This window comes from Pontibacter sp. HJ8 (genome assembly GCF_054824225.1).
In genome coordinates this window covers 1-20,788 of sequence record NZ_JSYF01000185.1, presented here as the reverse complement: position 1 = coordinate 20,788, position 20,788 = coordinate 1, and the positions used below count along the sequence as shown (strand labels likewise).

General features: G+C 51.7%; 17 protein-coding genes and 1 tRNA gene. 7 read left to right on the top strand and 11 right to left on the bottom strand.

Translation table 11 applies throughout. From position 1 onward, the window contains the following. The 6 genes from OB13_RS09260 to OB13_RS09235 form a co-directional block, all read right to left on the bottom strand. Positions 1-243, bottom strand: a 243-nt coding sequence (locus tag OB13_RS09260; protein WP_461489878.1) for a hypothetical protein, incomplete at its 3' end; no start/stop codon positions are given. A 406-nt stretch (positions 244-649) separates the two neighbouring features. Then, a complete protein-coding gene (locus OB13_RS09255) occupies positions 650-1,159 on the bottom strand; it encodes a hypothetical protein (RefSeq protein WP_461489877.1) in 510 nt (169 codons plus the stop codon). Positions 1,160-1,456: 297 nt separating this feature from the next. Beyond that, positions 1,457-1,530: transfer RNA gene (locus tag OB13_RS09250), tRNA-Pro, on the bottom strand. Between the two features lie 133 nt (positions 1,531-1,663). Further along, a complete protein-coding gene (locus OB13_RS09245; RefSeq protein ID WP_461489876.1) occupies positions 1,664-2,104 on the bottom strand; it encodes a DoxX family protein in 441 nt (146 codons plus the stop codon). Between the two features lie 101 nt (positions 2,105-2,205). After that, positions 2,206-2,382 carry a hypothetical protein gene (locus OB13_RS09240; protein WP_461489875.1) on the bottom strand — a complete coding sequence of 59 codons (177 nt, stop codon included), beginning with the start codon at positions 2,380-2,382 and terminating at the stop codon, positions 2,206-2,208. A 184-nt stretch (positions 2,383-2,566) separates the two neighbouring features. Next, entirely contained in the window at positions 2,567-2,752 is a 186-nt protein-coding gene (locus OB13_RS09235) for a heme NO-binding domain-containing protein (RefSeq protein ID WP_461489874.1), read from the bottom strand. Between the two features lie 315 nt (positions 2,753-3,067). Here OB13_RS09235 and OB13_RS09230 point away from each other — a divergent pair, with 315 nt between their 5' ends. Continuing rightward, positions 3,068-3,247: a hypothetical protein gene (locus OB13_RS09230; RefSeq protein WP_461489873.1), complete on the top strand. Its 180-nt coding sequence runs from the start codon at positions 3,068-3,070 to the stop codon at positions 3,245-3,247. Positions 3,248-3,549: 302 nt separating this feature from the next. Here OB13_RS09230 and OB13_RS09225 read toward each other — a convergent pair whose 3' ends face one another. Genes OB13_RS09225 through OB13_RS09215 form a run of 3 tightly spaced genes read right to left on the bottom strand, consistent with a single transcriptional unit; the run spans position 3,550 to position 6,819 of the window. Continuing rightward, positions 3,550-4,971: a GH1 family beta-glucosidase gene (locus tag OB13_RS09225; protein ID WP_461489872.1), complete on the bottom strand. Its 1,422-nt coding sequence runs from the start codon at positions 4,969-4,971 to the stop codon at positions 3,550-3,552. 22 nt (positions 4,972-4,993) lie between these two features. After that, the gene (locus OB13_RS09220) at positions 4,994-5,980 is read right to left on the bottom strand and encodes a glycosyltransferase family protein (RefSeq protein WP_461489871.1); all 987 of its coding nucleotides are present in this window, start codon (positions 5,978-5,980) and stop codon (positions 4,994-4,996) included. Next, complete coding sequence (locus OB13_RS09215; RefSeq protein ID WP_461489870.1) at positions 5,977-6,819, bottom strand: UDP-2,3-diacylglucosamine diphosphatase; 843 nt, start codon at positions 6,817-6,819, stop codon at positions 5,977-5,979. The genes OB13_RS09220 and OB13_RS09215 overlap by 4 nt, the downstream gene beginning before the upstream one ends. A gap of 616 nt (positions 6,820-7,435) precedes the next feature. On the opposite strand from OB13_RS09215, the gene OB13_RS09210 reads away from it, so the two are divergent. From OB13_RS09210 to OB13_RS09185, 6 genes are all read left to right on the top strand, one after another. After that, positions 7,436-7,699 carry a TFIIB-type zinc ribbon-containing protein gene (locus OB13_RS09210; protein WP_461489869.1) on the top strand — a complete coding sequence of 88 codons (264 nt, stop codon included), beginning with the start codon at positions 7,436-7,438 and terminating at the stop codon, positions 7,697-7,699. Positions 7,700-8,291: 592 nt separating this feature from the next. Next, positions 8,292-9,998, top strand: coding sequence for a DUF4091 domain-containing protein (locus OB13_RS09205; RefSeq protein WP_461489868.1), 1,707 nt, complete (start codon positions 8,292-8,294; stop codon positions 9,996-9,998). An 84-nt stretch (positions 9,999-10,082) separates the two neighbouring features. Beyond that, positions 10,083-11,291: a glycoside hydrolase family 27 protein gene (locus OB13_RS09200; RefSeq protein ID WP_461489867.1), complete on the top strand. Its 1,209-nt coding sequence runs from the start codon at positions 10,083-10,085 to the stop codon at positions 11,289-11,291. 72 nt (positions 11,292-11,363) lie between these two features. Next, positions 11,364-13,970 (top strand): family 20 glycosylhydrolase, encoded by a 2,607-nt coding sequence (locus OB13_RS09195; RefSeq protein WP_461489866.1) that lies wholly within the window; start codon positions 11,364-11,366, stop codon positions 13,968-13,970. Between the two features lie 528 nt (positions 13,971-14,498). Continuing rightward, positions 14,499-15,470: a 6-phosphofructokinase gene (pfkA, locus tag OB13_RS09190; RefSeq protein ID WP_461489865.1), complete on the top strand. Its 972-nt coding sequence runs from the start codon at positions 14,499-14,501 to the stop codon at positions 15,468-15,470. Between the two features lie 288 nt (positions 15,471-15,758). Then, complete coding sequence (locus OB13_RS09185; protein ID WP_461489864.1) at positions 15,759-18,089, top strand: S9 family peptidase; 2,331 nt, start codon at positions 15,759-15,761, stop codon at positions 18,087-18,089. Positions 18,090-18,385: 296 nt separating this feature from the next. Here OB13_RS09185 and OB13_RS09180 read toward each other — a convergent pair whose 3' ends face one another. Together OB13_RS09180 and OB13_RS09175 are read right to left on the bottom strand one after the other, a co-directional pair. After that, positions 18,386-19,756 carry an aminopeptidase P family protein gene (locus OB13_RS09180; protein WP_461489863.1) on the bottom strand — a complete coding sequence of 457 codons (1,371 nt, stop codon included), beginning with the start codon at positions 19,754-19,756 and terminating at the stop codon, positions 18,386-18,388. Positions 19,757-19,777: 21 nt separating this feature from the next. Continuing rightward, positions 19,778-20,653, bottom strand: a complete 876-nt coding sequence (locus tag OB13_RS09175) for an AraC family transcriptional regulator (RefSeq protein WP_461489862.1) — start codon at positions 20,651-20,653, stop codon at positions 19,778-19,780. Positions 20,654-20,788: the final 135 nt, after the last annotated feature.

The following is a 20,788-nucleotide window of genomic DNA, read 5'->3' as shown; positions in this document are numbered from 1 at the left end:
GATGTGCATGTTGTCACCGCTAAAGGTATGGCGCACATCCAGGTAGAGCGAATCGATATCGCTGAAGGCGACTTCACCTGCATCGTTGTAGTATAAGATGGATTTGTAGTCGTTAGACCACTCTCCCTGCAATTGCTGCTTCACGTCAGCTTTCTGATTCAGGGTCGTGATTTCGTCTTTTTCATCCTTTTCACAGGAAGTCAGGGCGAATAATAAGGCGGGTATAAGGAATAGTTTTTTCATTTGTTTGAATCGTAAAAGCATCCAATACGTCTGGTATACTATAAAGTTATAAAGATGGCACAATCAGAGCGCCTCTGCCTTCTTTAGCCAAAACCAAAGCAAAAGTCAGGTAAAAGCGGCTTCATCTGCCACTAAAGGCAGAACGGGAGAGTAATTGTAAAACTTACTTTGCTATTTGTTTATTGTATAACTCAAAGAATTGCAGCCGAGTCAGGAGAGTAGCCGAACAGGTGAAGTTCTGTCTTACAATTGAATAGGAACATCCGTGTGCCTTCGGGGTATTGAAATTTGCAGGTAAAGGCGGGGCACAAAAAAACAGCGTCCCGGTTGAAAACACTGTTTTAGTTTGAATTTTTGAGAGGGGATTTTAGAGAGGCATAAAATACAATTCCACTGTGCTGGCAAACTAAATTATCTTGCCCATTTGTCTCAGCACAACCAGTAAAATGGATATCATTACTCCCATGCCTACGAAGAAATAGCCACCGTATTTATCTTTATTTCCGCGGGTAAAATAAGCTTCTCCCTCTTTGTCGATAAACTGAACTGTTTTGTTTATCCGAGCGTCTTCTCCTTTCTGGAAAGGTGTTCGTTCGGCGAAATAAACAGTTATTTCATCCCCTAATATAAGGCTGTCCAATTGTTCGGATTCCGGACTAAAATCCCCGGGATCTTTTCCGATAAAGAGCTCAAAAACTACTGGATGATCAACAAGGTGGATAAACCTGGTCTTGCCGTCAGTTTGCTTAATTTCTTGAAAAGACTGATCTATGTAATCAATCTGGCCAGTTACACTTTCAAAGTCTGTTTTCTGTTTACCACTCCTTAACAGCATATAGATCCCGAAGCCAAAAATGATGATACAGGAAATGAGAGATTTCAGGAAAATCTCCTTGGGTGCGCTCTGTTGATACACTTTTGTTGTTATTAGAATAAAAAAACAAAGAATTGATTTGCAATATTACATCTTTCCTAAAAAAATGGAAACTCATTCAGGCCTGGATATCTTTTAGTTAAGTTAGTTTTCCTGTCTTTTTAGCGCCTTGTGATCGTAAATTCTAATTGCGAGGAGCGAGCCAGGCGTATAGTAAGGTTGCGGGATGCTGTAGGGTTGATGGGGAACGCCACAGAGCTTTTCTTTATCGGTTTTGTGGCTGTGACAGAAGAAATAAAAAGGGCCTTCCACTTACAGTAGAAGACCCTTTTTATTTTGTCGGAGTGGCGGGATTCGAACCCACGACCTCCAGCACCCCATGCTGGCGCGATACCAGGCTACGCTACACCCCGAATTTTTCTGCAACATAACAAAAGCCCGGCATAGCTGCAAGCTCTATTTTCAGGCTATACCTTAAATAATTGCTGGCTACCGTCTTGCCGTATTGTAGTAGTTTATGCTGCTGTTTTTCATCCGTGTCTTTCTTCAACCGGTTTGGGTTCTTTTGTCTTGCAATGCCCTGTCAACGGAGTATCGGCCGCCTCCTTTGATGAGCAGGAAAATGCTGCCCAGTAGCATCGACCAATCCGTTCTGCTGCCATGCAGCATTTCCCAGACACCATCGTTTGCCAGCACTTCTGCCTTGGTGGTTGCCAGTGCAACCAGCATAATGACGATCAGGGGGATACTTGCCAGGCGCGTTAGGAATCCGGTCAAAATCAATGCCCCGCACAGAATCTCAAATGTACCTACAAACGAGCCCAGGAACTCAGGAGATGCGAAGCCAATTTTCTCAAAACGCCCCGCCCCGCGGGTGTCGGGAAAAAGAAACTTTTGTATGCCTTCTGAAAGAAAAACAGCACCGACCATGAGCCGGATAAGTATGGTGGTGCCAGCCTTGTCGGTCAGTAGGAGCTTTTTTATCATGCTGTTGGGCGGATTAAATGACAAGCTGCTACTGCTTGCGCTTGCTAATATATGTTTTTTCCTCGAACAGGAAGCATACCAATCTTATAAGGGCGTACGTATCATTTCTGCGCGCCCTTTAGCTCCAATAGCCTGTCATCCAGTTTTTTTCTGATCGACCTGCTCTTCCTCCTGATGTCGGGATTATCGGACTGTAAGTAGTCCAGGTATAGCAGGCACTGTATCACTTCATTTTCTTCCAGCCCATGGATATTTATCTGTCTGATATAGTCAAACATAAAAGCCATAAGCAGTTTTACGGCAAATAGTCCGGCTGAACTAATGCATAAACACGGAGCTTCTTGTGGGTAAATACGGAAGTTTAAGCCGATAAAAAGATGGATTAGAACGGATTTTACTTGACTAGAGGGGTATTAAACGATCCATGGACTCTATTGTATCAAAATACGAGACCTACCTTTTCTAGACTTTTTCTTCATCAGATGCTGTGAGACGGGTGATTTTTACCCCGTAGACTTCGTCGAAGTACTTTGCTATACCTTTGATGATGCCGACAGCAACCTCCGCCATTTTGTGCTTGGAGTAATAAATTACGATAAATTGTTTGCTCCCTTTCTTGGTAACCAACTTCATGATAGCAAAATACATAGCTGGTCTCCAAGGAAAGAACAAATATCCGGTCAATGAACCTGCCGTGTTTTTATATCCGGTAGTGCTGTAATACCCTTTATGCCAGGTGCTGTGAATTAAGACAACAGCACGTGTGAAAGAAAAGCGTGCAAGGCTTCTGATAGCGGAGGCTTTTGCACGCTTTTTTCATGCCTATACCTTACTCGTGTCCTGCTCCTGATTTAACAGAAGGATTACATACCGGTTTCGTTGCGCTAATGTGCCGGCAGTAATTTAGGGTCACTATGAATACTAACAGAAACATTCTTTTTGAACCTGAAAACACCTTGATTCATGACAAAGAACATCAATTTCACCGCGCTGGCATCAGGAACGAAAGTGCAGACTCCCAAGGGGGTAGGCCGCTTCCTGCATTACAAGAAAGGCAACTTCCGCAATCAAAACGTGCGCATAGAGTACCACACGGGCAAGCAAATCTGGTACTCAGAAGAAGTCTTGAAGGCAATCAACTGATCTTTCAGGAGGCGATGGGAGGAAGTACCGGCACACCAGCGCATAAGCCAGTCACAGCAGCACCCTGCTGGCCATGGGCCAGGTGCATGGCACTGCTCTTCTCCTGAGCCTTAGCAGAAGTGTCCGGCTAAGGTATAGCCCAAGTAAAAATGCCCGCAGTTTTGCGGGCATTTTTACTTAACAAATCTAATCTCACCTTTTTTACTAACCTGCTGTAAAGGTATGCAGCGCTGGCGGGCTATGAAATGAGTGCCGGCAGGTTTAACAGTTATATAACCCGGCCGTAATCCAGCGGTAATACGCTAGAGGTTGTGGCCCCGCAGGAAATCCCGGTACCAGTGGCCCGAGCTCTTGACGGTGCGCTGCTGGGTGCTGTAGTCGACATGCACCAAGCCAAAGCGTGGCTCGTAGCCTTCTGTCCACTCGAAGTTATCCAGAAACGACCATACAAAATAACCTTCCACATTGGCGCCTTCCTGCCTGGCCCGCAGCACCTGCTGCAGGTACAATTGCAGAAAATCCACCCGTTGCTGATCGTTTACCTGACCATCGCGCAATTCATCGGGAAAGGCTGCTCCGTTTTCGGTAATGATGAGTTTCCGGATAGTGCTATACCCGCTGTACTTATGCAGGAGGTGGTATATGCCTTCGGGGTATACTTCCCAGTTCATGTGGGTATAAGGCACGTTCCGCTTTTTGGCAGGCACTAAGTTGGCCTGGATAAAAGGTGTCCAGAACGCATACCTAACCACTTCCCGGGTATAGTTCTGTATCCCGATAAAATCGAAGTCAAACCGGAGCAGCTCCTCATCTCCGGGCTTCATGTGCTTTTCGATGCGGCGCATAAACTTCAGCTCCTCCAGTGGGTAGCCAAGCCCCAGCGCCGGCTCCAGGAAGAGGCGGTTTAGCAAGGCGTCCACCCGTTTCGCCGCCCTGATGTCATTCTCCTGTTCCCGTAGAGGCTCCACATGGGAGCAGGAGAAGGTCGTGCCCACTTGCGCATCCGGTACAAGCTGTTTCAAAATTCTGCCGCCTTCCGCCTGGCACAACGCAGTGTGGTGCACAGCAGGTATAAACGAGCCAAAACCGCGGCGGCCGGGTGCATGCACACCTAAAAAATAACCGGCTCCTGTAAATACCATCGGCTCGTTCAGTACCATCCAGTGCTTTACCCGGTCCCCGAAGCTGTTGGCACACAGGGTGGCATACGCTCCGAACCAGCCCACTATGTCGCGGTTTGTCCAGCCGCCTTTTATTTCCAGTGCCTGCGGCAAATCCCAATGGTACAAGGTGATCCAAGGGGTTATACCCAACTCCAGGCATTGGTCGATCAGGCGGTTGTAGTAGGCTATACCTGCCTGGTTGATCTTGCCGGTTCCGTCCGGCAGCAGGCGCGACCAAGACAGGGAAAAGCGAAAGTTTTGAATTCCCATTGCCTTCATCAGCAGCAGGTCGTCGGAGTAGCGGTGGAAGAAATCACAGGCCTGGTTACCGGTGTGGCTGTGCTTCACTTTTCCTTTTCGGGAGGCGAAAGTATCCCAGATGGAGGGCCCTTTTCCTTCCGCGGTGTGTGCTCCTTCGATCTGGTAAGCGGCGGTGGCAACCCCCCACTGGAAATCATCTCCGAAGGCTGCGCGCGTTAGTACAGGCTGTTGCGGTGCCTGCTTGTTGGTAGTATCTGTCATACAAAAAGCAGCAGCGCCCATCGAAGGCTTCTGCTGCATCTGGAGTTAAAGGTATATTGGCTTACGTGTTTTCCTGGACGATGCGCTGCACAATCGCATCTGTTTCATCAGGATACTGGATGTGGATAGGCTCACCGGATTCCAGCCATTCGTGGATTTTGGGCAGGTGCTTCTTTTTCAGGCTTTTGATGGTGGCCACTCCCATGTGTTTCAGGGCAGCGGCATTGCAGGCCTGTTCAAACTGGTTTTTCATCGGTACGACCAACAGCTTCTTCTGCAGGTATAGCACCTCCGACGGGGTGCCAAATCCGGCCGCACAGAGCACCCCGGCTGAGGACGCCATGCTCTGCAGAAAGGCATCGTTCTGGATCGGCTGCACCAGGACGTTTTCGTGCCGGAACTGCTGCTTGTTATGCTTCGAAAAGACCTGCCATTCCACTCCTTTGAAGCGCGTAAGCTTGTTCACAATCTTATGGTCATCGTGTGCAGGCAGGTATACCGTGTAGTGCCCCTGGTTGCTCACTTCCAGCGCGCGCACCTGCTTGCGGATGATGGGCGTAAAAATGGTCTCGTCAAACCTGGCAAAATGAAAACCATACTGGGTGGTAGTAGGGGAGTAGTTCTTGAGGATAAATTTGCCCATGCGCCCTGCCTCTTCGGGTTTGGGCACATGCTTGTTGAGTACCGCTACCTGGTTGCTCAATCCTATGCAAGGCTTGTTGGCCAGCAGACAGGCCCAGGAAGAGATCGGTTCAAAATCGGTGATGACCAGGTCATAGTCCTTTACCGGCAACTCTCGGATTTCCTTGTAAAAGTTGCGGGTGTTTGCCTGCGAAAACGTTCTGTAGAAGTCCACACCCCCGTTTTTACCGAATATAAAGCTCAGGCCATTCAAGCGGTATTTGACCGGGTATGGCAAACTAAGGTCTACCTGGCAACCACTGACGAGCAGGTCAAGTTCTCCGCGCTGTTGCAAGGCCGGTATCACATCCAGTGCACGTGTCAGGTGGCCGTTGCCGGTTCCCTGGATGGCATACAGTATCCTCATGCTGACTTCAGGTTAAACTCCACCATCAGGCTCTGGAACAGCTGCACATTGGTCGGTACCCATTCGTCTTCCTGGCTCATGACCACCACGTCAAGGTCATCCTTGTACTTATAGAGGCTCCATTCACCACTGTTGTATTCCAGTGCGGTCAGGTTTTCTATCCAGTCCCCGGAATTGAGGTAGGTGACGCTGCCTTCCTCGTTCTGAATCTCCCGTAACTCAGGCTGGTGGATGTGGCCGCACACGACGTAGTCGTACCCTTTGGAGATGGCGATGTCCGAGGCTGTTTTTTCGAAGTCGTTGATAAATTTTACTGCACTTTTTACACGGTTTTTGATGTTGCGCGAGAGCTGTACTTTCTCCCGTTCCAGCTTCAGGCAAAAGAAATTGACCACCCTGTTAAGCAGGATGAGCAGGTCATAGCCGTGCGCACCGAGCTTAGCGAGCCATTTGGAATGCTGCATAGTGACGTCAAACACATCGCCGTGAAACATCCAGGCACGCTTGCCGTCCAGCTCCAGCACCAGTTTGTTTACCACCTGGAAAGAACCAAGCTGGAAGCCGACAAACTTGCGCAGCATCTCGTCGTGATTGCCTGTGATATAGTATACTTTGGTCCCCTTGGCAATGAGGCCCATCAGGTGCTTGATCACCCGCATATGCGAAGCAGGCCAGTAGCTTTTGCTGAATTGCCAAATGTCTATAATATCGCCGTTGAGAATGAGGGTCTCTGGCTGAATGCTTTTGAGGTAAGCCAGCAGCTCTTTGGAGTGGCAGCCATAGGTGCCCAGATGCACGTCCGAAATAACGGCGACCTCTACTTTTCTTTTTTTTGCCATACAATGGGCGTGGGTGAGATTTTAACTTAAGTCCTTTTGAATTTAAATGGCGAGTAGAAGGAATTTAGCCTGAAGAGAAGGATGCGGAGGAGTCTGTCTGCCATTGCGTCCACTACGTGTTTTACCTGTTCCATCGGTGTTACCTTTATCAGTTTTAGATCTTCCGGCTAAAAGTCTTCTAAACTACGATGTTAAATTAAGTACCAGTTGTTAACTGCAGGTTATGAGGGGGTTATGTTAATGTTAAGCTTGCGACAGGTGCTTTGTTTATACCTGTTAGGCGTCGGAGCACAACGTGTACCTGTGCGTGGAGTGGATTGGAAAGCGTAGCCCTATACCTGCCGGGAAACATGAACAGGGAGATCCGGATTATCAGCAAGATGTTCGAGCTTGAATCAGGGTGTGTAAGTTTCTATGATATAGTTGCTTAGTCCGTCCTGAGAAATCAGGTATAGGAATGAATGCAAGAAAAAGGAAATGACAAGGTAAGGTATACTATACCTGCTTCTGTTGCGTTGAGGTTGAAAGTATTCTCTTCAACAGGAATGGTTGCAACGACAAAGTGTTAGGCAATTCTACTACCGCTGTACCAGCCATTCAAAATAAACCCTACCATATGAAATGTCCTTCATGCCATGAAACGCTCCTGATGAGCGATAAGAACGGAATTGAAATTGATTACTGCCCAAGCTGCCGCGGCATCTGGCTGGACCGCGGTGAACTTGAAAAGATCATAGAGCGCTCTGCAGACCATTATTCTAAAAAAGAGAATTATGAGTCGGATTATAAGCGCTACGGCTATGGGGAATACGGCAATGATAACAGGTCCAATCACCCGCACAAAAAGAAGAAATCCTTTTTAAGCGAGCTGTTCGACTAAAGTCAATTTATCCCTTTTTAACCAGGCTGCACTTGTGCAGCCTGGTTACATCTATTCCCTCCTGCACTTAGCGTGCTCCTTTCCTGCAAGTCTTCCCGTCGCCTGACCTTAACAGACATCCTTTGATTCTATTCCTAAGCCAGCTCCTTTACTAAGGAAGCTCGTGCAATACCGGGAATGGAGGCTTGCCCTTACTAAGCAATAAGTACTCTATTCAGGTAAGGGGCAGGTGGTCCTTCTGTAACAAATGGCCTGATCCTACTTCTGTAAAAGCTGGTTTTTAAGTTTGCGTTTACGAAAACATGCCCTATATTTAAGTCTTCTAGTAGTAAGCGCTGATAAAAAAGAAGGCAAAGCTGCATAAATTGTTTTGGTAGTCTTTGCTGCTTCCGCAGGCTTGCCTGAATGTTTCAGGTGGCCTGTTTTAACGGAAATATAAGCTGCGCTCTTACTAAAAATTACCAAGAACCTGCAGGTATGGCTTGCTGAGCAACATGGGAAAAGATGCGTAATCATTTTAGTTGCGTTAACGTTAACGCATAATTTTATTCTTGCTATTTAAAATCCCTTTAACCTGTATAAGCTATTTCGGATGAGAATACTTTTATACGCATCAGCCCTGTTGAGCCTGTTGCTGATCTCGCTGCCCCTGCGCGCGCAGCAACAGGGGAGTAGTGCTGCCTGGGCTAGCCTGAAAAAGCCTGTGAATGTGAGCTTTGCTAATAGCGATACACGCTTTGCCCAGGACCAGGTGCCGCAGGCGCCCCTACTGGACAAGTGGGAAACGGTAGCTTGGAAGGGCGAAAAGGTACATACGCAGCTGCTGGTCTGGGCGAACCGGGAAGTGCCGCAACTTCGCGTGAGCATTTCAGATCTCAAAGACAAAAAGGGAAATCGTATTTCGGGCGACAACATCAAAGCGGGCTTTGTGCGCTACGTGATCACCGATGAATTCGGGCAGGGCTGCGGGCACCGCAAGCCGGCTGACTTCGACTCGTCGCTGGTGGCAGACCTTATTGACACCGCCACCGTGGCTGCTCTTGCTTCTCAAACCGTGCAGCCCATCTGGCTGAGCATTGCCGTGCCACGTGGTATACCTGCCGGAAGGTATAAAGGGACCGTTACCGTACATGCCGGAAAGAAATACAAGCTGCGGGTGGCTGTAACCGTGCAGGAGCGAGAACTGCCTGCTCCCGATCAGTGGGCCTTTGACCTGGACCTGTGGCAGCACCCCGCCGCCATTGCCCGTGTGCATGGCGTGCCGCTCTGGAGCGAGGAACATTATGCTCGTATGAAGCCCTACTATACCATGCTGGCCGCTGCGGGCCAGAAGAATATCACCGCAAGCATCATCGACGAGCCTTGGAACCACCAGACCTACGACGATTTCCCGAGCCTGATCAAATGGACCCGAAAAAAGGATGGCACCTGGTCCTACGACTATAGCCTCTTCGACAAGTATGTCTCCTTTGTGATGTCCTGCGGGATCAAAGAGCGCATCAATTGCTACACGATGGTACCCTGGAAAATGGCCTTCACCTATTTTGACGAGGCAGCCGGTAAGGACACCGTGTTTACAGGAAAGGCAGGCACTCCGGCTTACAATGCCTTCTGGGGAACCTTCCTTCGTGATTTCGCCCGGCATCTGAAAGCAAAAGGTTGGTTTTCTATCACCACCATTGCCATGGACGAGCGTCCGCTGGCCGACATGCAGGCCGTGATCAGCCTCCTGAAAGAAACGGATCCGAATTGGAAGATCACCCTGGCTGGCATTTACCACCCGGAGATCGAACAGGATATTTTTGACTACAGCATTGCCTCTAAATGGAAGTTCGGGGTGCAGGTGCTACAGCGGCGCAAGGCGGGCGGTATGCCCAGCACGTACTATACCAGTTGTGAGGAGGCGCGTCCGAACGGTTTTACATTTTCGCCTCCGGCAGAACATACCTGGATCGGGTGGTATGCAGCAGCACAGGGCTTTACGGGCTACCTGCGCTGGGCCTACAACAGCTGGGTAGAAAACCCCGCACAGGACAGCCGCTTCAGAACCTGGCCAGCCGGTGATACCTACCAGGTATACCCGGGGCCGCTCACGTCCATTCGCTTTGAAAAACTGGTGGAAGGGATACAGGATTTCGAGAAGATACGCCTGCTGCGCGAGGAGTTTAAGCGCACCGGCAACCAGGCCAAGCTGCAGGAGCTGGACAACATACTGGCCGCCTTTGAACTGCAGGAGCTAGACAACACCGCTGCAGCAACGATGGTCAGCAAGGCGAAAGCTTCTCTCCACCAGTTGTAAGGCAAGCTTTAGTAGCTACATTCTACCTTAGAAAATAAACCTTATCGAATTGTATTACCAGTCTAACCGAGTTCTATTACCCTTATGAAAAAGCTTTTCCTATTCTTCTTTTTAAATCTTTACATAGGTGCTGCCTATGCGCAACAGAAGGCATCCCTTGCCCCCACGCCCCCCATGGGGTGGATGACCTGGAATTATTTTGGCGACAACATCAATGAAAAAGACATCCGGGAGATGGCCGACGCAATGGTGGCCTCCGGTATGGTGGAGGCTGGCTACAACTACCTGATGATCGACGATGGCTGGCAAGGTGGTCGTGACAACCGCAACAACATCATAGCCGACCCCAAGAAATTCCCTTCCGGCATCAAGGCCTTGGCCGACTACGTGCACAGCAAAGGCATCAAACTGGGTATCTATTCTGATGCTGCGCTCCTGACATGCGCTGGTTACACGGCCAGCCTGGGCTTTGAGGAACAGGATGCGAAAACCTTTGCTTCCTGGGACGTCGACTACCTCAAGTACGATTACTGCCATGCCCCCAAAGACTCGGCTACAGCGGTGACCCGCTATACCAAGATGGGCGAGGCCCTGCGCAAAAGCGGGCGCGAGATCACGTTCAGCATCTGCGAGTGGGGGCCGCGTAAGCCTTGGCTTTGGGCTGCTGAGGCAGGCGGGCAGCTTTGGCGCACCACCTACGACGTGCGCGACAAGTGGAAAAACCTGAGCAACCAGGAGAATGCGGAAGGTATCCTGGATATTCTGGATATTAATGCTGAGCTCCATACCTACGCCGGCCCCGGCCGCTGGAACGATGCGGATATGCTGGTGGTGGGATTGTATGGTAAGAAAGGGCCGTCAGGCGACCTGGGCGGGATTGGGATGACCGATGCTGAATACCAAAGCCAGATGAGCTTGTGGAGCGTAATGGCCTCTCCGCTGATTGCCACCAACGATGTGCGCAACATGAACGAGGCGACCAAGCGCATCCTCCTCAACAAAGAAGTGATTGCCGTAAACCAGGACCCGTTGGGCAAGCAGGCCGAGCGGAAAATCAAGAACGACACATGGAATGTGTTCGTCAAGCCACTGCAGAACGGCGATGTGGCCGTGGCTATCCTCAACCGGGACGATCAGGCAAAAAGCTATAGCATCAACTGGGCCGAGCTGGGCCTAACTGGCAAGTATGAGGTGCGTGACCTGTGGGAACACAAAACCGTGGGCAAAGGCAAAAACTGGAAGGGTCGCGTGCAGTCCCACGAAACAAAGCTTTTCCGCCTCAAAAAGATCTAGTCCCCCTCTTATAACTAAACAATTTCCCTTGACAGCATCTGTTCACAAAGCACCCTTTCATTTCGGACACTTATGAGAAAGTATACTATCCTGTTCCTGCTTTTGCTATTGGGTACCGCCTCCTGGGCGCAAGGCAAGCGGGTGAAGCCGGTTAAGCTGGCCGATAGCCTGTTCTCCACCTATTATCACCAGCGGGCAACACTTTTCCGAAGCCTGCCCCAAACTCCGGGAGACATCATCTTCCTGGGCAACAGCATTAGTGATGGGGGCGAGTGGAGTGAGCAGTTTGCCGACAAGAGACTGAAGAACCGCGGCATCAGCGGCGATGTGTCGGCAGGGGTGATGCACCGCCTCGATGAAGTGGCGGGCCGGAAACCGGCCAAAGTGTTTCTTTTGATCGGCACCAACGACCTGGCACAAGGTATAGCACTGGATAGCCTGCTAAAGAACTTGTTCTGGATAGCGGATTACCTGAAAGAGAAAACCCCGGTCACGCAGCTCTATGTGCAGAGTATCCTGCCGGTGAACGATCGGTTCGGAAAGTTTGGCGGCCATACCCGCAACGGGGAGGTGATCAAACAGGTGAACGCGCAGCTCCAGGCGAAGGCCGCTGCCCATGCCTATACCTACTTAGACCTGCATACGCCTTTCTCTGACGAGGCTGGGAAACTCAACGCAAAGTATACCAACGATGGCCTGCACCTAAACGGGGACGGCTATATGTTCTGGAAGCACCAGGTTTACGACGAAGTGTTCGACCTGGAGCCGAAGCCGGCTATCCTGCCCGCGCCACAGCAGCTGCAATGGACGCAAGGCGCTTTCCCGCTATACCAGGTCCGCAGCATTGTGGTGCAGGATGCTGCCTTACGCGTGGAGGCCGAGCGTCTTAAAGGTATGCTTGCTGAGCGTGGGCTGGCGGTGCAGGTGAAGCCAAGTGCCGCCGCGGGTGAGCCGCATATCACATTGGCGCTAGCTAAAACCGAGTCTCCGAGCCAAGCGGAAGAAGCCTATACCTTGGAAGTAATCCAGGAGAAGGTACAGCTGCAGGCCAACACGGCCCACGGCATCTTCAATGGACTGCAAACGCTTGCCCAACTAATGCGCGACGATGCCTATATACCTGGCTGCAAGGTGAAGGATTGGCCGGCTTTTGGCTGGCGCGGCTACATGGTAGATGTGGGGCGCAACTACCAGTCGATAGAGATGCTCAAAGAGCAGATCGATGTGATGGCGCGTTACAAGCTCAACATCTTTCACTTTCACCTGACTGAGGACATTGCCTGGCGCCTGGAGGTGCCCCGTTACCCGCAGCTGACCGCTGCCGAGCACATGACGCGCAACAAAGGCGCCTATTATACGGTGGCCGAGATGCAGGAACTCATCCAGTACTGCAAGGACCGATATATCACCCTGGTGCCCGAGATCGATATGCCGGGACACAGTGCCGCCTTTACCCGGGCCATGGGCGTGGACATGCAAAGCCAGGAGGGGCTGGCCTATCTGAAAAATATTCTCAACGACTTCTGCGATACCTATGATGTGCCCTACGTGCACATTGGAGGGGATGAGGTGAAGATCACCAATCCGGATTTTCTGCCGCAGGTAACGGCCTGGCTGCACGAGCGGGGCAAGAAAACAATTGGCTGGGACCCGGGCGGCAACCTGGACAAAGCGACTATCCGGCAACTGTGGATGAGGGATGGAGCCGTCAAGCCTGACCATACCTACATTGAGTCCAGGCATCTGTACCTCAACCACATGGACCCGCTGGAGGCTGTTACCACGATCTTCAGCCGCCAGCTAGGTGACAGGGTGGCAGGGAACAGCACCGTTCTGGGCGGCACGCTTTGCCTCTGGCACGACCGTAACGTGCTCCGGCAGGAGGATGCATTAAGTATGAATCCGGTTTATCCTGGTATACTGGCTTTTGCAGAGCGCAGCTGGAAAGGCGGTGGCCACCCCGGTTGGATCGCCAACGTTCCCGTGGACCAGCCGGAGCGCGTGCAGGAGTTCAAGGAGTTTGAGGGTAGGTTGACAGACCACCAGGCCTCTTATTTTGCAGGTATGCCTTTCCCTTATGCGGCGCAGGACGATATCTCCTGGCAGCTCTTTGGCCCCTATAAAAACAAAGGTAATTTGTCGGCTTCCTTTGCTCCCGAAAAAAAGAACTTCAAAGGCAAAAAACCTGACGCCCAGTCGGTAGGAGGCACCGTGGTATTGCGGCATTTCTGGGATCCGCTCGTGAAGGGCGTGCTGGAGAAGCCGGAGGAAAACACCACCTGGTACGCCACTACTAAGTTCTGGAGCGAAACGGATACGATTGGCCATTTTTGGGTTGGCTTCCAGGACCTGTCACGCTCCTACAATTCCGATTCCCCGGCTAAGGGCACCTGGGATGACAGGGGCAGTGCCCTCTTCCTGAACGGTCAACTGATTACGCCACCGAAGTGGAAACGGGCCGGTCAGAAAGGAAATGCCGAAATACCGCTACTAGATGAGGGCTACTCGTACCGGGAGCCGGTGGCCTTGCCGGTGAAGAAGGGCTGGAATACGGTTCTGGTGAAGCTGCCGGTGGGTAGCTTTAAGGGTAAAGACTGGCAAACCCCCGTGAAGTGGATGTTCACCTTCGTTCCCCTTGATCTTAACGGAAAAGAGGCAGCCAGTACCGTGGTACAGTAGGGGTAGTGCAAGCAGCCGCTTTGGACGGTGGTGAGTAGTTTGGGTCGGATGCGCAAACTCGGTATGCTTAGCCCGGCAATCTGATTCGCTAAACTCTTCCGGATGCTGCTTACAGCATTTGCTGCTGGAAACTTCCGGGGTTGGGATTTATTTCTATGTTGCTAGCCAACATTTAGAAACGACAATGCGCATTAGTTAGATCCAGTATTATTCTGAAAATGAACGCTTTAGTTCTGGTAAAGCTATTTGCTGGAGGCCCTTGTTTTACTCCTGATCTAGAATTTCACTTAAACTTGCTTATCTTTATCAGGTTCAGAAGCTAAGTTGCCGCAGAAAAGCAACCTAGAAAGGCATCTCTGGCCCGAGGGGAAATCCGCTGCTGCCGGGTTTATGGACGAGCGTTTTCCAGGTATAGCTAATTTGCCAATTGGTGTATTGCAAGCCGCGGTTTTGGCTGCAGGGAGAGCTGGAAATGAGTCCGAAAGAGCAGCTGGCGGAGCAGCATAAGATTTATTTTAACTATTTGTTATGAAGAGTATAGGAGTATTTACCTCCGGAGGTGATGCACCAGGCATGAACGCCTGCCTGAGGGCTGTGGTGCGTGCCGCCATTTACCACGGGGTAGAAGTTTATGGCATCAGGCGTGGCTACAATGGCATGATTAACGGGGATATTTTCAAAATGAAATCATCCTCCGTCAGCGGCATTATCCAAACAGGAGGCACGCTGTTAAAATCGGCCCGATCTGAGGAGTTCCTGACAGCAGAGGGAAAAAAGAAGGCTTTCGACCAGCTGCAACTCCACGGCATCGGCGGCCTGGTGGCCCTTGGCGGCAATGGCACCTTTACCGGAGCAGCCCACTTCGGAGATGAGTTTGGCATTCCGATAGTGGGAGCGCCCTGCACCATCGACAACGACCTGTACGGCACCGACTATACCATTGGCTACGACACGGCTGTGAATACCGCCCTGGACGCCATCGACAAGATCCGTGACACAGCGGACAGCCATGACCGCGTTTTTTTTATTGAAGTGATGGGGCGTGACTCCGGTTACATTGCAGTGCCCTGTGCCATCGGTGGCGGAGCGGAAGTCGTGATGATTCCGGAGTCGCAATTGACTTTGCCAAGCATTATCAACTCCCTGGAGGAAGGTTGGAAGCGCTCCAAAACCTCTTCCATAGTGATTATTGCCGAAGGCGAGGTAGAGGGAGGCGCCACGAAGGTGGCAGCCAAGGTAAGGGAAGCTTTGCCGTATCTGGATGTCCGTGTTACCATTATCGGGCACGTGCAGCGGGGCGGGGCACCTACCGCCCAAGACCGCATGCTGGCCAGTCGCCTGGGTATAGCCTGCGTAAAGGCGCTATTGGCAGGTAAACGAAATGTGATGGCCGGCATCATCAATGATGAGCTCGTGTATACGCCTTTTGCAGAAACCATCAGCAGGAAAAAGTCTATTAGCTCCGACTTTGTGGAGATGATGGATATACTCTCTGTATAGCGGGTAAACTGGGCGCACAAGCTATAGCAAGCCTTTGCCATCTGGCCGGCGGCGGGGTGCAGCTATATGCTGCAGAGTTTATACTCCACTTCGAACTAATACTTTTGCAGCTCTCTTGGGTACTCATACCTGAGAGAGCTGTTTGCATTTAAAGCCCTTCATTGCGCGGGTGATAACTGCCTTGATTCTCCTGGCTGATCAATATAGTATTAGTAAATGCAAATATTGCGGGTAAAGCCTAAGTATAGCAGTTGTATATTGGCTGGACAACTGAGACAAAGAATACGCATGGCTGCTTTCCCTATAGTAAACAACCCAACAAGCTCAAACGGTTGGGCTAAAACCAGTGTCCTCATCCTCCTTACCATACTTCTGAGCTCAGCCTTTGTAGGAGCGCAGGGCACCAAAGAAGATTACGAGCGGGCGTACTCCCTGCCCGCGAAAATAAAAGACAAAGTATGGTATGCGCCCACCAGTTTTACCTGGCTGGAGAAAGAAAACAGGTTTTGGTACATGCAGCAGACACCGCGCGGCAAAGAGTTTGTGCTGGTGGATGCAGCCAAAAAAAGCCGCAAGCCACTTTTCCACCAGGAGAAACTGGCCAAGGTGCTGACGGAGGCTTCGGGTAAGCAGGTGGTTCCTTACAACTTGCCCTTCACTACCGTGAAAGTATTGCCCGGCGGCCGCGAAATGGAGTTTGAGTTTGATGACAAGGTATGGGGCTATACCCTGGGTTCTAACCAGCTGAAGGAGAAAGGCAAGGTAGAGAAGCGGGAGCCAGGCACCTGGAACTGGCGCTTCAACAACGAAGCAGAAGGCAAGCCGGTGCCTTCACCGGACAAAAAGTGGGAGGCCTATACCAAAGGCTATAACGTGTTCATTCGCAACGCTGCCAATCCCAAAGAAGAATACCAGCTAAGCTACGACGGTACAGAAACAGACTATTACTCGGCGAACATTGCTTGGTCGCCGGACTCTAAAAAGCTGGCGACGAACAAAGTGCGTCCCGGCCGCGAGCACCTGATCTATTTTGTGGAGGCAGCCCCGGCCGACCAGCTGCAACCCAAGCTGCACTCGCGCCATTACCTGAAGCCCGGCGATGCCGTGCCGCAGCGCAAGCCGCAGCTGTTTTTGGTAGACACGAAAAAACAGGTGGAGGTAGATGCGTCTTTCATTCCCGACCAATACCACCTGACCAACCCGGTGTGGCGCCAGGATAGCCGCGCCTTCACAGTAGAGTATAACCAGCGCGGCCACCAGGTATACAAGGTGCTGGAAATAGACGGGCAAAACGGCCGCCTGCGTGATGTGATAGACGAGCGTAGCAACACCTTCATTCACTACAGCGGCAAGTATTTCCGCTACGATGTAGCCGATGGCAAAGAAGTGATCTGGATGTCGGAGCGCGACGGCTGGAACCACCTATACCTGATGGACGGGGCTACCGGGCAGGTCAAAAAACAGATCACCAAAGGCGAGTGGGTGGTGCGCCGGGTGGTGCAGGTGGATGAAGCAAAACGCAGGATCATTTTTGAAGGCAACGGCCGCGAAACGAGTCAGGACCCCTACCTGGTACAGTACTACAGCGTGAACTTCGACGGCAGTGGCCTGGCAACCTTGACAAATGAGAACGCCTACCACCGCGCCACTTTCTCGCCTGACTATACCTATTTTGTGGATGCGTACTCGCGGGTGGACGTGCCGCCGGTAACAGTTTTGCGCAGCGCGGCCGATGGCAAAGTGATCATGGAGCTGGAGAAGGCAGACGTGAGCGAATTGCTGAAAACCGGCTGGAAAGCGCCGGAGGTGTTCGCTGCCAAGGGGCGTGATGGTAAAACCGACATCTGGGGCGTGATCATCCGTCCGTCCAACTTCGATCCCGCTAAAAAGTACCCGGTTATCGAGCACATCTACGCCGGACCCCACAACTCCTTTGTGCCCAAAACTTACAACCCTGGTGCGAGCCTGATGCACGAAATGGCCGAGCTGGGTTTTATCGTGGTGCAGATCGACGGCATGGGCACGTCCAATCGCTCCAAGGCCTTCCACGACGTGGCCTGGAAAAACCTGAAAGACGCCGGCCTGCCCGACCGCATCCGCTGGATAAAAAGTGCCGCGCAAAAGTATAGCTCCCTCGATACAACTCGTGTAGGCATCTTTGGGATGTCAGCCGGAGGACAAAGCTCCATGGGAGCCTTGCTCTTTCATCCGGAGTTTTACAAAGTGGCCGTTTCTTCGGTTGGTTGCCACGACAACCGCATGGACAAAATCTGGTGGAACGAACAGTGGATGGGCAAACTCGGCCCGCACTATGCCGAAAGCTCTAACGTGGTGCATGCAAACAAACTGCAAGGAAAGCTCCTGCTCATTGGCGGTGAGCTGGACGACAACGTGGACCCTGCCTCTACCACGCAGGTGGTGGATGCGCTCATCAAAGCCAACAAGAACTTCGATTACCTGCTGGTGCCCGGCATGGCCCACGGCACGGGCGGCGACTTCGGCGAGCGCAAGCGACGCGACTTCTTTGTGAAGCACCTGCTGGGCGTAGATCCACCGGAGTGGGTAAACAAACAGCAAACCGGCAATGCGGCCATTGGGTCGGCGAGTGCGACGAAGTAGGGTATGTTTGCACGCTCTGTACCTATGGCTCAAAGCCCTTACGAGGGGCAGGTCTGTTTCATTCAATCTTTTTGTCAGCCTGAAAGGATCTTGTGGGCGAGTAGCGAAAGCTGCATTGCCTTTCAACCAAGATTCTTAACAGAATGACAATAGTTGTGGTACCTGTTTTCTTACAATGAAACTACCCTGATACGAGAAGGTATACTAGCCTTTAGCCTATAAATATAAAAAGCCCTCCGGGGACCCTTTACAAAGGGATGTCGGAGGGCTTTTATGCTATACCTTTAGTCGACAGGTTACAGCGCCTGCTGCCGGATGGCTTCCACCCCGGCAAGTGTCCGCTCCAGCGGCTCGCCCAGTATGCGGCTGCCGTTTTCAGTAATCAGCAGGTCGTCTTCGATGCGGATGCCGCCAAAGTCACGGTAACTATCCAGTAAGTCGAAGTTGATGAATTGTTGGGCTATCTTGTCGTTACGTCGCATGTCGATCAGTTCGGGGATGATGTAGATGCCCGGCTCCACCGTCAGCACAAAACCTGGCTCTAGTGCGCGGCCCAAGCGCAGCGACTTGAGCCCGAATTCGGTGCTCTTGCGCAGTTCCGGGGTATAGCCCACGTATTGCTCGCCCAGGTTTTCCATGTCGTGCACGTCCATGCCCATCATGTGGCCCAGGCCGCACTGGAAGAACATGGTATGCGCGCCTGCCTGTACTGCTTCTTCGGTATCGCCGCGCATCAACCCCACTTGTTTCAGCCCGTCTGTGAGTTTGTGGCAGGCCAGCAGGTGCACGTCTTTGTAGAGCATGCCCGGCTTCAGGGCGGCCATGGCCGCTTCGTGCGTCTCCAGCACCACCTGGTATAGTTCGCGCTGCCGCTCTGTAAAAGTGGGTCCAACCGGGAAGGTACGGGTCATGTCGCCGGCATAGCCTGCTGTAGTCTGGATGCCGGCATCGAGCAGGAGCATGTCGCCAGCCTTGAGGGTGTTGCCGCGGTAGTGGTTGTGCAGGATCTGCCCCTGCGTGGTGCAAATCACGGGGAAGGAGAGGAGGTTGCCTGTCGCTTCTGCATAGCGAACCGCTTCCGCTGCCACTTCATGCTCTTTCATGCCTTCGCGGGCAAACTGCATCACGTTGCGGTGCATGCGCGAAGTATAGGTAACGGCCCGTTCAATCTTCTCTATTTCAGCATCGGATTTAATGGAACGCTGCGCCACCACGGACTGTATCAAGGGCAGACTCGGTTCCAGTACCGCTTTTCCGGTCAAGGCCTGTAGCTTGAGTTGGTGCTCGGGGCGGTAAGGCGGCAGGTAGTGCAACGTTTTTGCTCCTGCCAGGTAGTCGGCAATCTTTTCTGTTGGCAACACCTTGTGCACGCCCACCTGATCGGCTAGAGAGGCCAGGCTGGGCAGCGGGCCCGTCCACACCACATCGTCTATACTTTGCTCCGGCCCGAAAAGGATCGCTTCGTTCCGGTCTATATCGATTACGCCTGTTAAGTCAGCCAAGTCCAGCCCGAAATAGTACCGGAAGGTGCTGTCCTGGTAAAAGGGGTACCAGTTGTCTTTGTAGTTCATACCGGCTTCCTCGTTGCCCAGGAGCAGGACCAGTCCACTGCCGAGTTGTTGCTTCAGTTGCTGGCGGCGCTGGGTATAGGTGTTTGCATCAAACATATGAGATAGATCAAATTAGGTTTATACTTTGTTTACAGTTGCCTGTCGGCGGAAATCGCGCGGGGTAATGCCGATGGTCTTGATAAATACCCGGTTAAAGTGCGACAGGTTGGCAAAGCCGCAGGTAAAGGCGATGCTGGCAATGGTCTGGTCAGAGTGTAAAAGGGCCTGGCAGGCATTGCTCAAGCGTAGCTCGTTCAGAAAAGTGACCAGGGTTTTGCGGGTGCGTTCTTTAAAAAAACGGCAGAAGGCTTCGCGGCTCATGTTGGCGACCGAGGCCACTTCTTCGAGGCTGAGCTGCCGGTGGCTTTCTTCTACCAGAAACCGCAGCACCTGCTCCATGCGCTTGCCTTCGCGCTCGCTCAGGTTGTGCATCTGGTCGGCCAGGTTCAGGCGCTGCAGCTGAGACTTGTGCATGAGCTCTTCTACCAATTGCAGGGCACTCAGAACTTTCTCCAGCTTGTCTTTATGTTGCAGCTGCCGTACCTGTTGCACAAAGTTTTCCTGCTCCGCCAGGCACACCTTATAACAGCCGCTCAGTTGCTCAAAAAACTCCTTTACTTCCTGTAGTTCTTCGGACGCCCAAAACTCCCCGCCAAAGGCGCGCAGGTCAAAAAACAGGATGATGCTATGGCTCTGCCGGGCCTGGTCGGGCTGATAGTACACGTCGTCGCTCCGGAACACGTGGGGCACGTTCTGGCCCAGCAGGAAAATATCGCCTGGCCCGAAGCGACCAATGTAGTCGCCCACGATCAGTTTGCCTTCGCCTTCCAGAATGCAGCTCAGCTGAATTTCGGGGTGCTGGTGCAGTTTATCGTAGAAGTAGGGCTGGCAGTCCACCTGGTAGCGGATCAGCTCCCGGCTCGGCTTCGGTATTTTAAACGGGATGACCTTCATGCTGGTACCATGTTAGCTAATATCCGGATCACTTGCAAAATACAGGTCAATATTCTATCAGATATTACTAATCCAGTACAGGATTTTGCTTATCGTATACTATACCTTTATGATAGAACCAAACCACTTCTTATC

Excerpts from the sequence above, each read along its gene's own strand:
- OB13_RS09245 (WP_461489876.1), bottom strand. The coding sequence starts at position 2,104 with ATGATAAAAAAGCTCCTACTGACCGACAAGGCTGGCACCACCATACTT.
- OB13_RS09240 (WP_461489875.1), bottom strand. The coding sequence starts at position 2,382 with ATGTTTGACTATATCAGACAGATAAATATCCATGGGCTGGAAGAAAAT.
- OB13_RS09235 (WP_461489874.1), bottom strand. The coding sequence starts at position 2,752 with ATGTATTTTGCTATCATGAAGTTGGTTACCAAGAAAGGGAGCAAACAA.
- OB13_RS09230 (WP_461489873.1), top strand. The coding sequence starts at position 3,068 with ATGACAAAGAACATCAATTTCACCGCGCTGGCATCAGGAACGAAAGTG.
- OB13_RS09225 (WP_461489872.1), bottom strand. The coding sequence starts at position 4,971 with ATGCAGCAGAAGCCTTCGATGGGCGCTGCTGCTTTTTGTATGACAGAT.
- OB13_RS09220 (WP_461489871.1), bottom strand. The coding sequence starts at position 5,980 with ATGAGGATACTGTATGCCATCCAGGGAACCGGCAACGGCCACCTGACA.
- OB13_RS09215 (WP_461489870.1), bottom strand. The coding sequence starts at position 6,819 with ATGGCAAAAAAAAGAAAAGTAGAGGTCGCCGTTATTTCGGACGTGCAT.
- OB13_RS09210 (WP_461489869.1), top strand. The coding sequence starts at position 7,436 with ATGAAATGTCCTTCATGCCATGAAACGCTCCTGATGAGCGATAAGAAC.
- OB13_RS09205 (WP_461489868.1), top strand. The coding sequence starts at position 8,292 with ATGAGAATACTTTTATACGCATCAGCCCTGTTGAGCCTGTTGCTGATC.
- OB13_RS09200 (WP_461489867.1), top strand. The coding sequence starts at position 10,083 with ATGAAAAAGCTTTTCCTATTCTTCTTTTTAAATCTTTACATAGGTGCT.
- OB13_RS09195 (WP_461489866.1), top strand. The coding sequence starts at position 11,364 with ATGAGAAAGTATACTATCCTGTTCCTGCTTTTGCTATTGGGTACCGCC.
- pfkA (WP_461489865.1), top strand. The coding sequence starts at position 14,499 with ATGAAGAGTATAGGAGTATTTACCTCCGGAGGTGATGCACCAGGCATG.
- OB13_RS09185 (WP_461489864.1), top strand. The coding sequence starts at position 15,759 with ATGGCTGCTTTCCCTATAGTAAACAACCCAACAAGCTCAAACGGTTGG.
- OB13_RS09180 (WP_461489863.1), bottom strand. The coding sequence starts at position 19,756 with ATGTTTGATGCAAACACCTATACCCAGCGCCGCCAGCAACTGAAGCAA.
- OB13_RS09175 (WP_461489862.1), bottom strand. The coding sequence starts at position 20,653 with ATGAAGGTCATCCCGTTTAAAATACCGAAGCCGAGCCGGGAGCTGATC.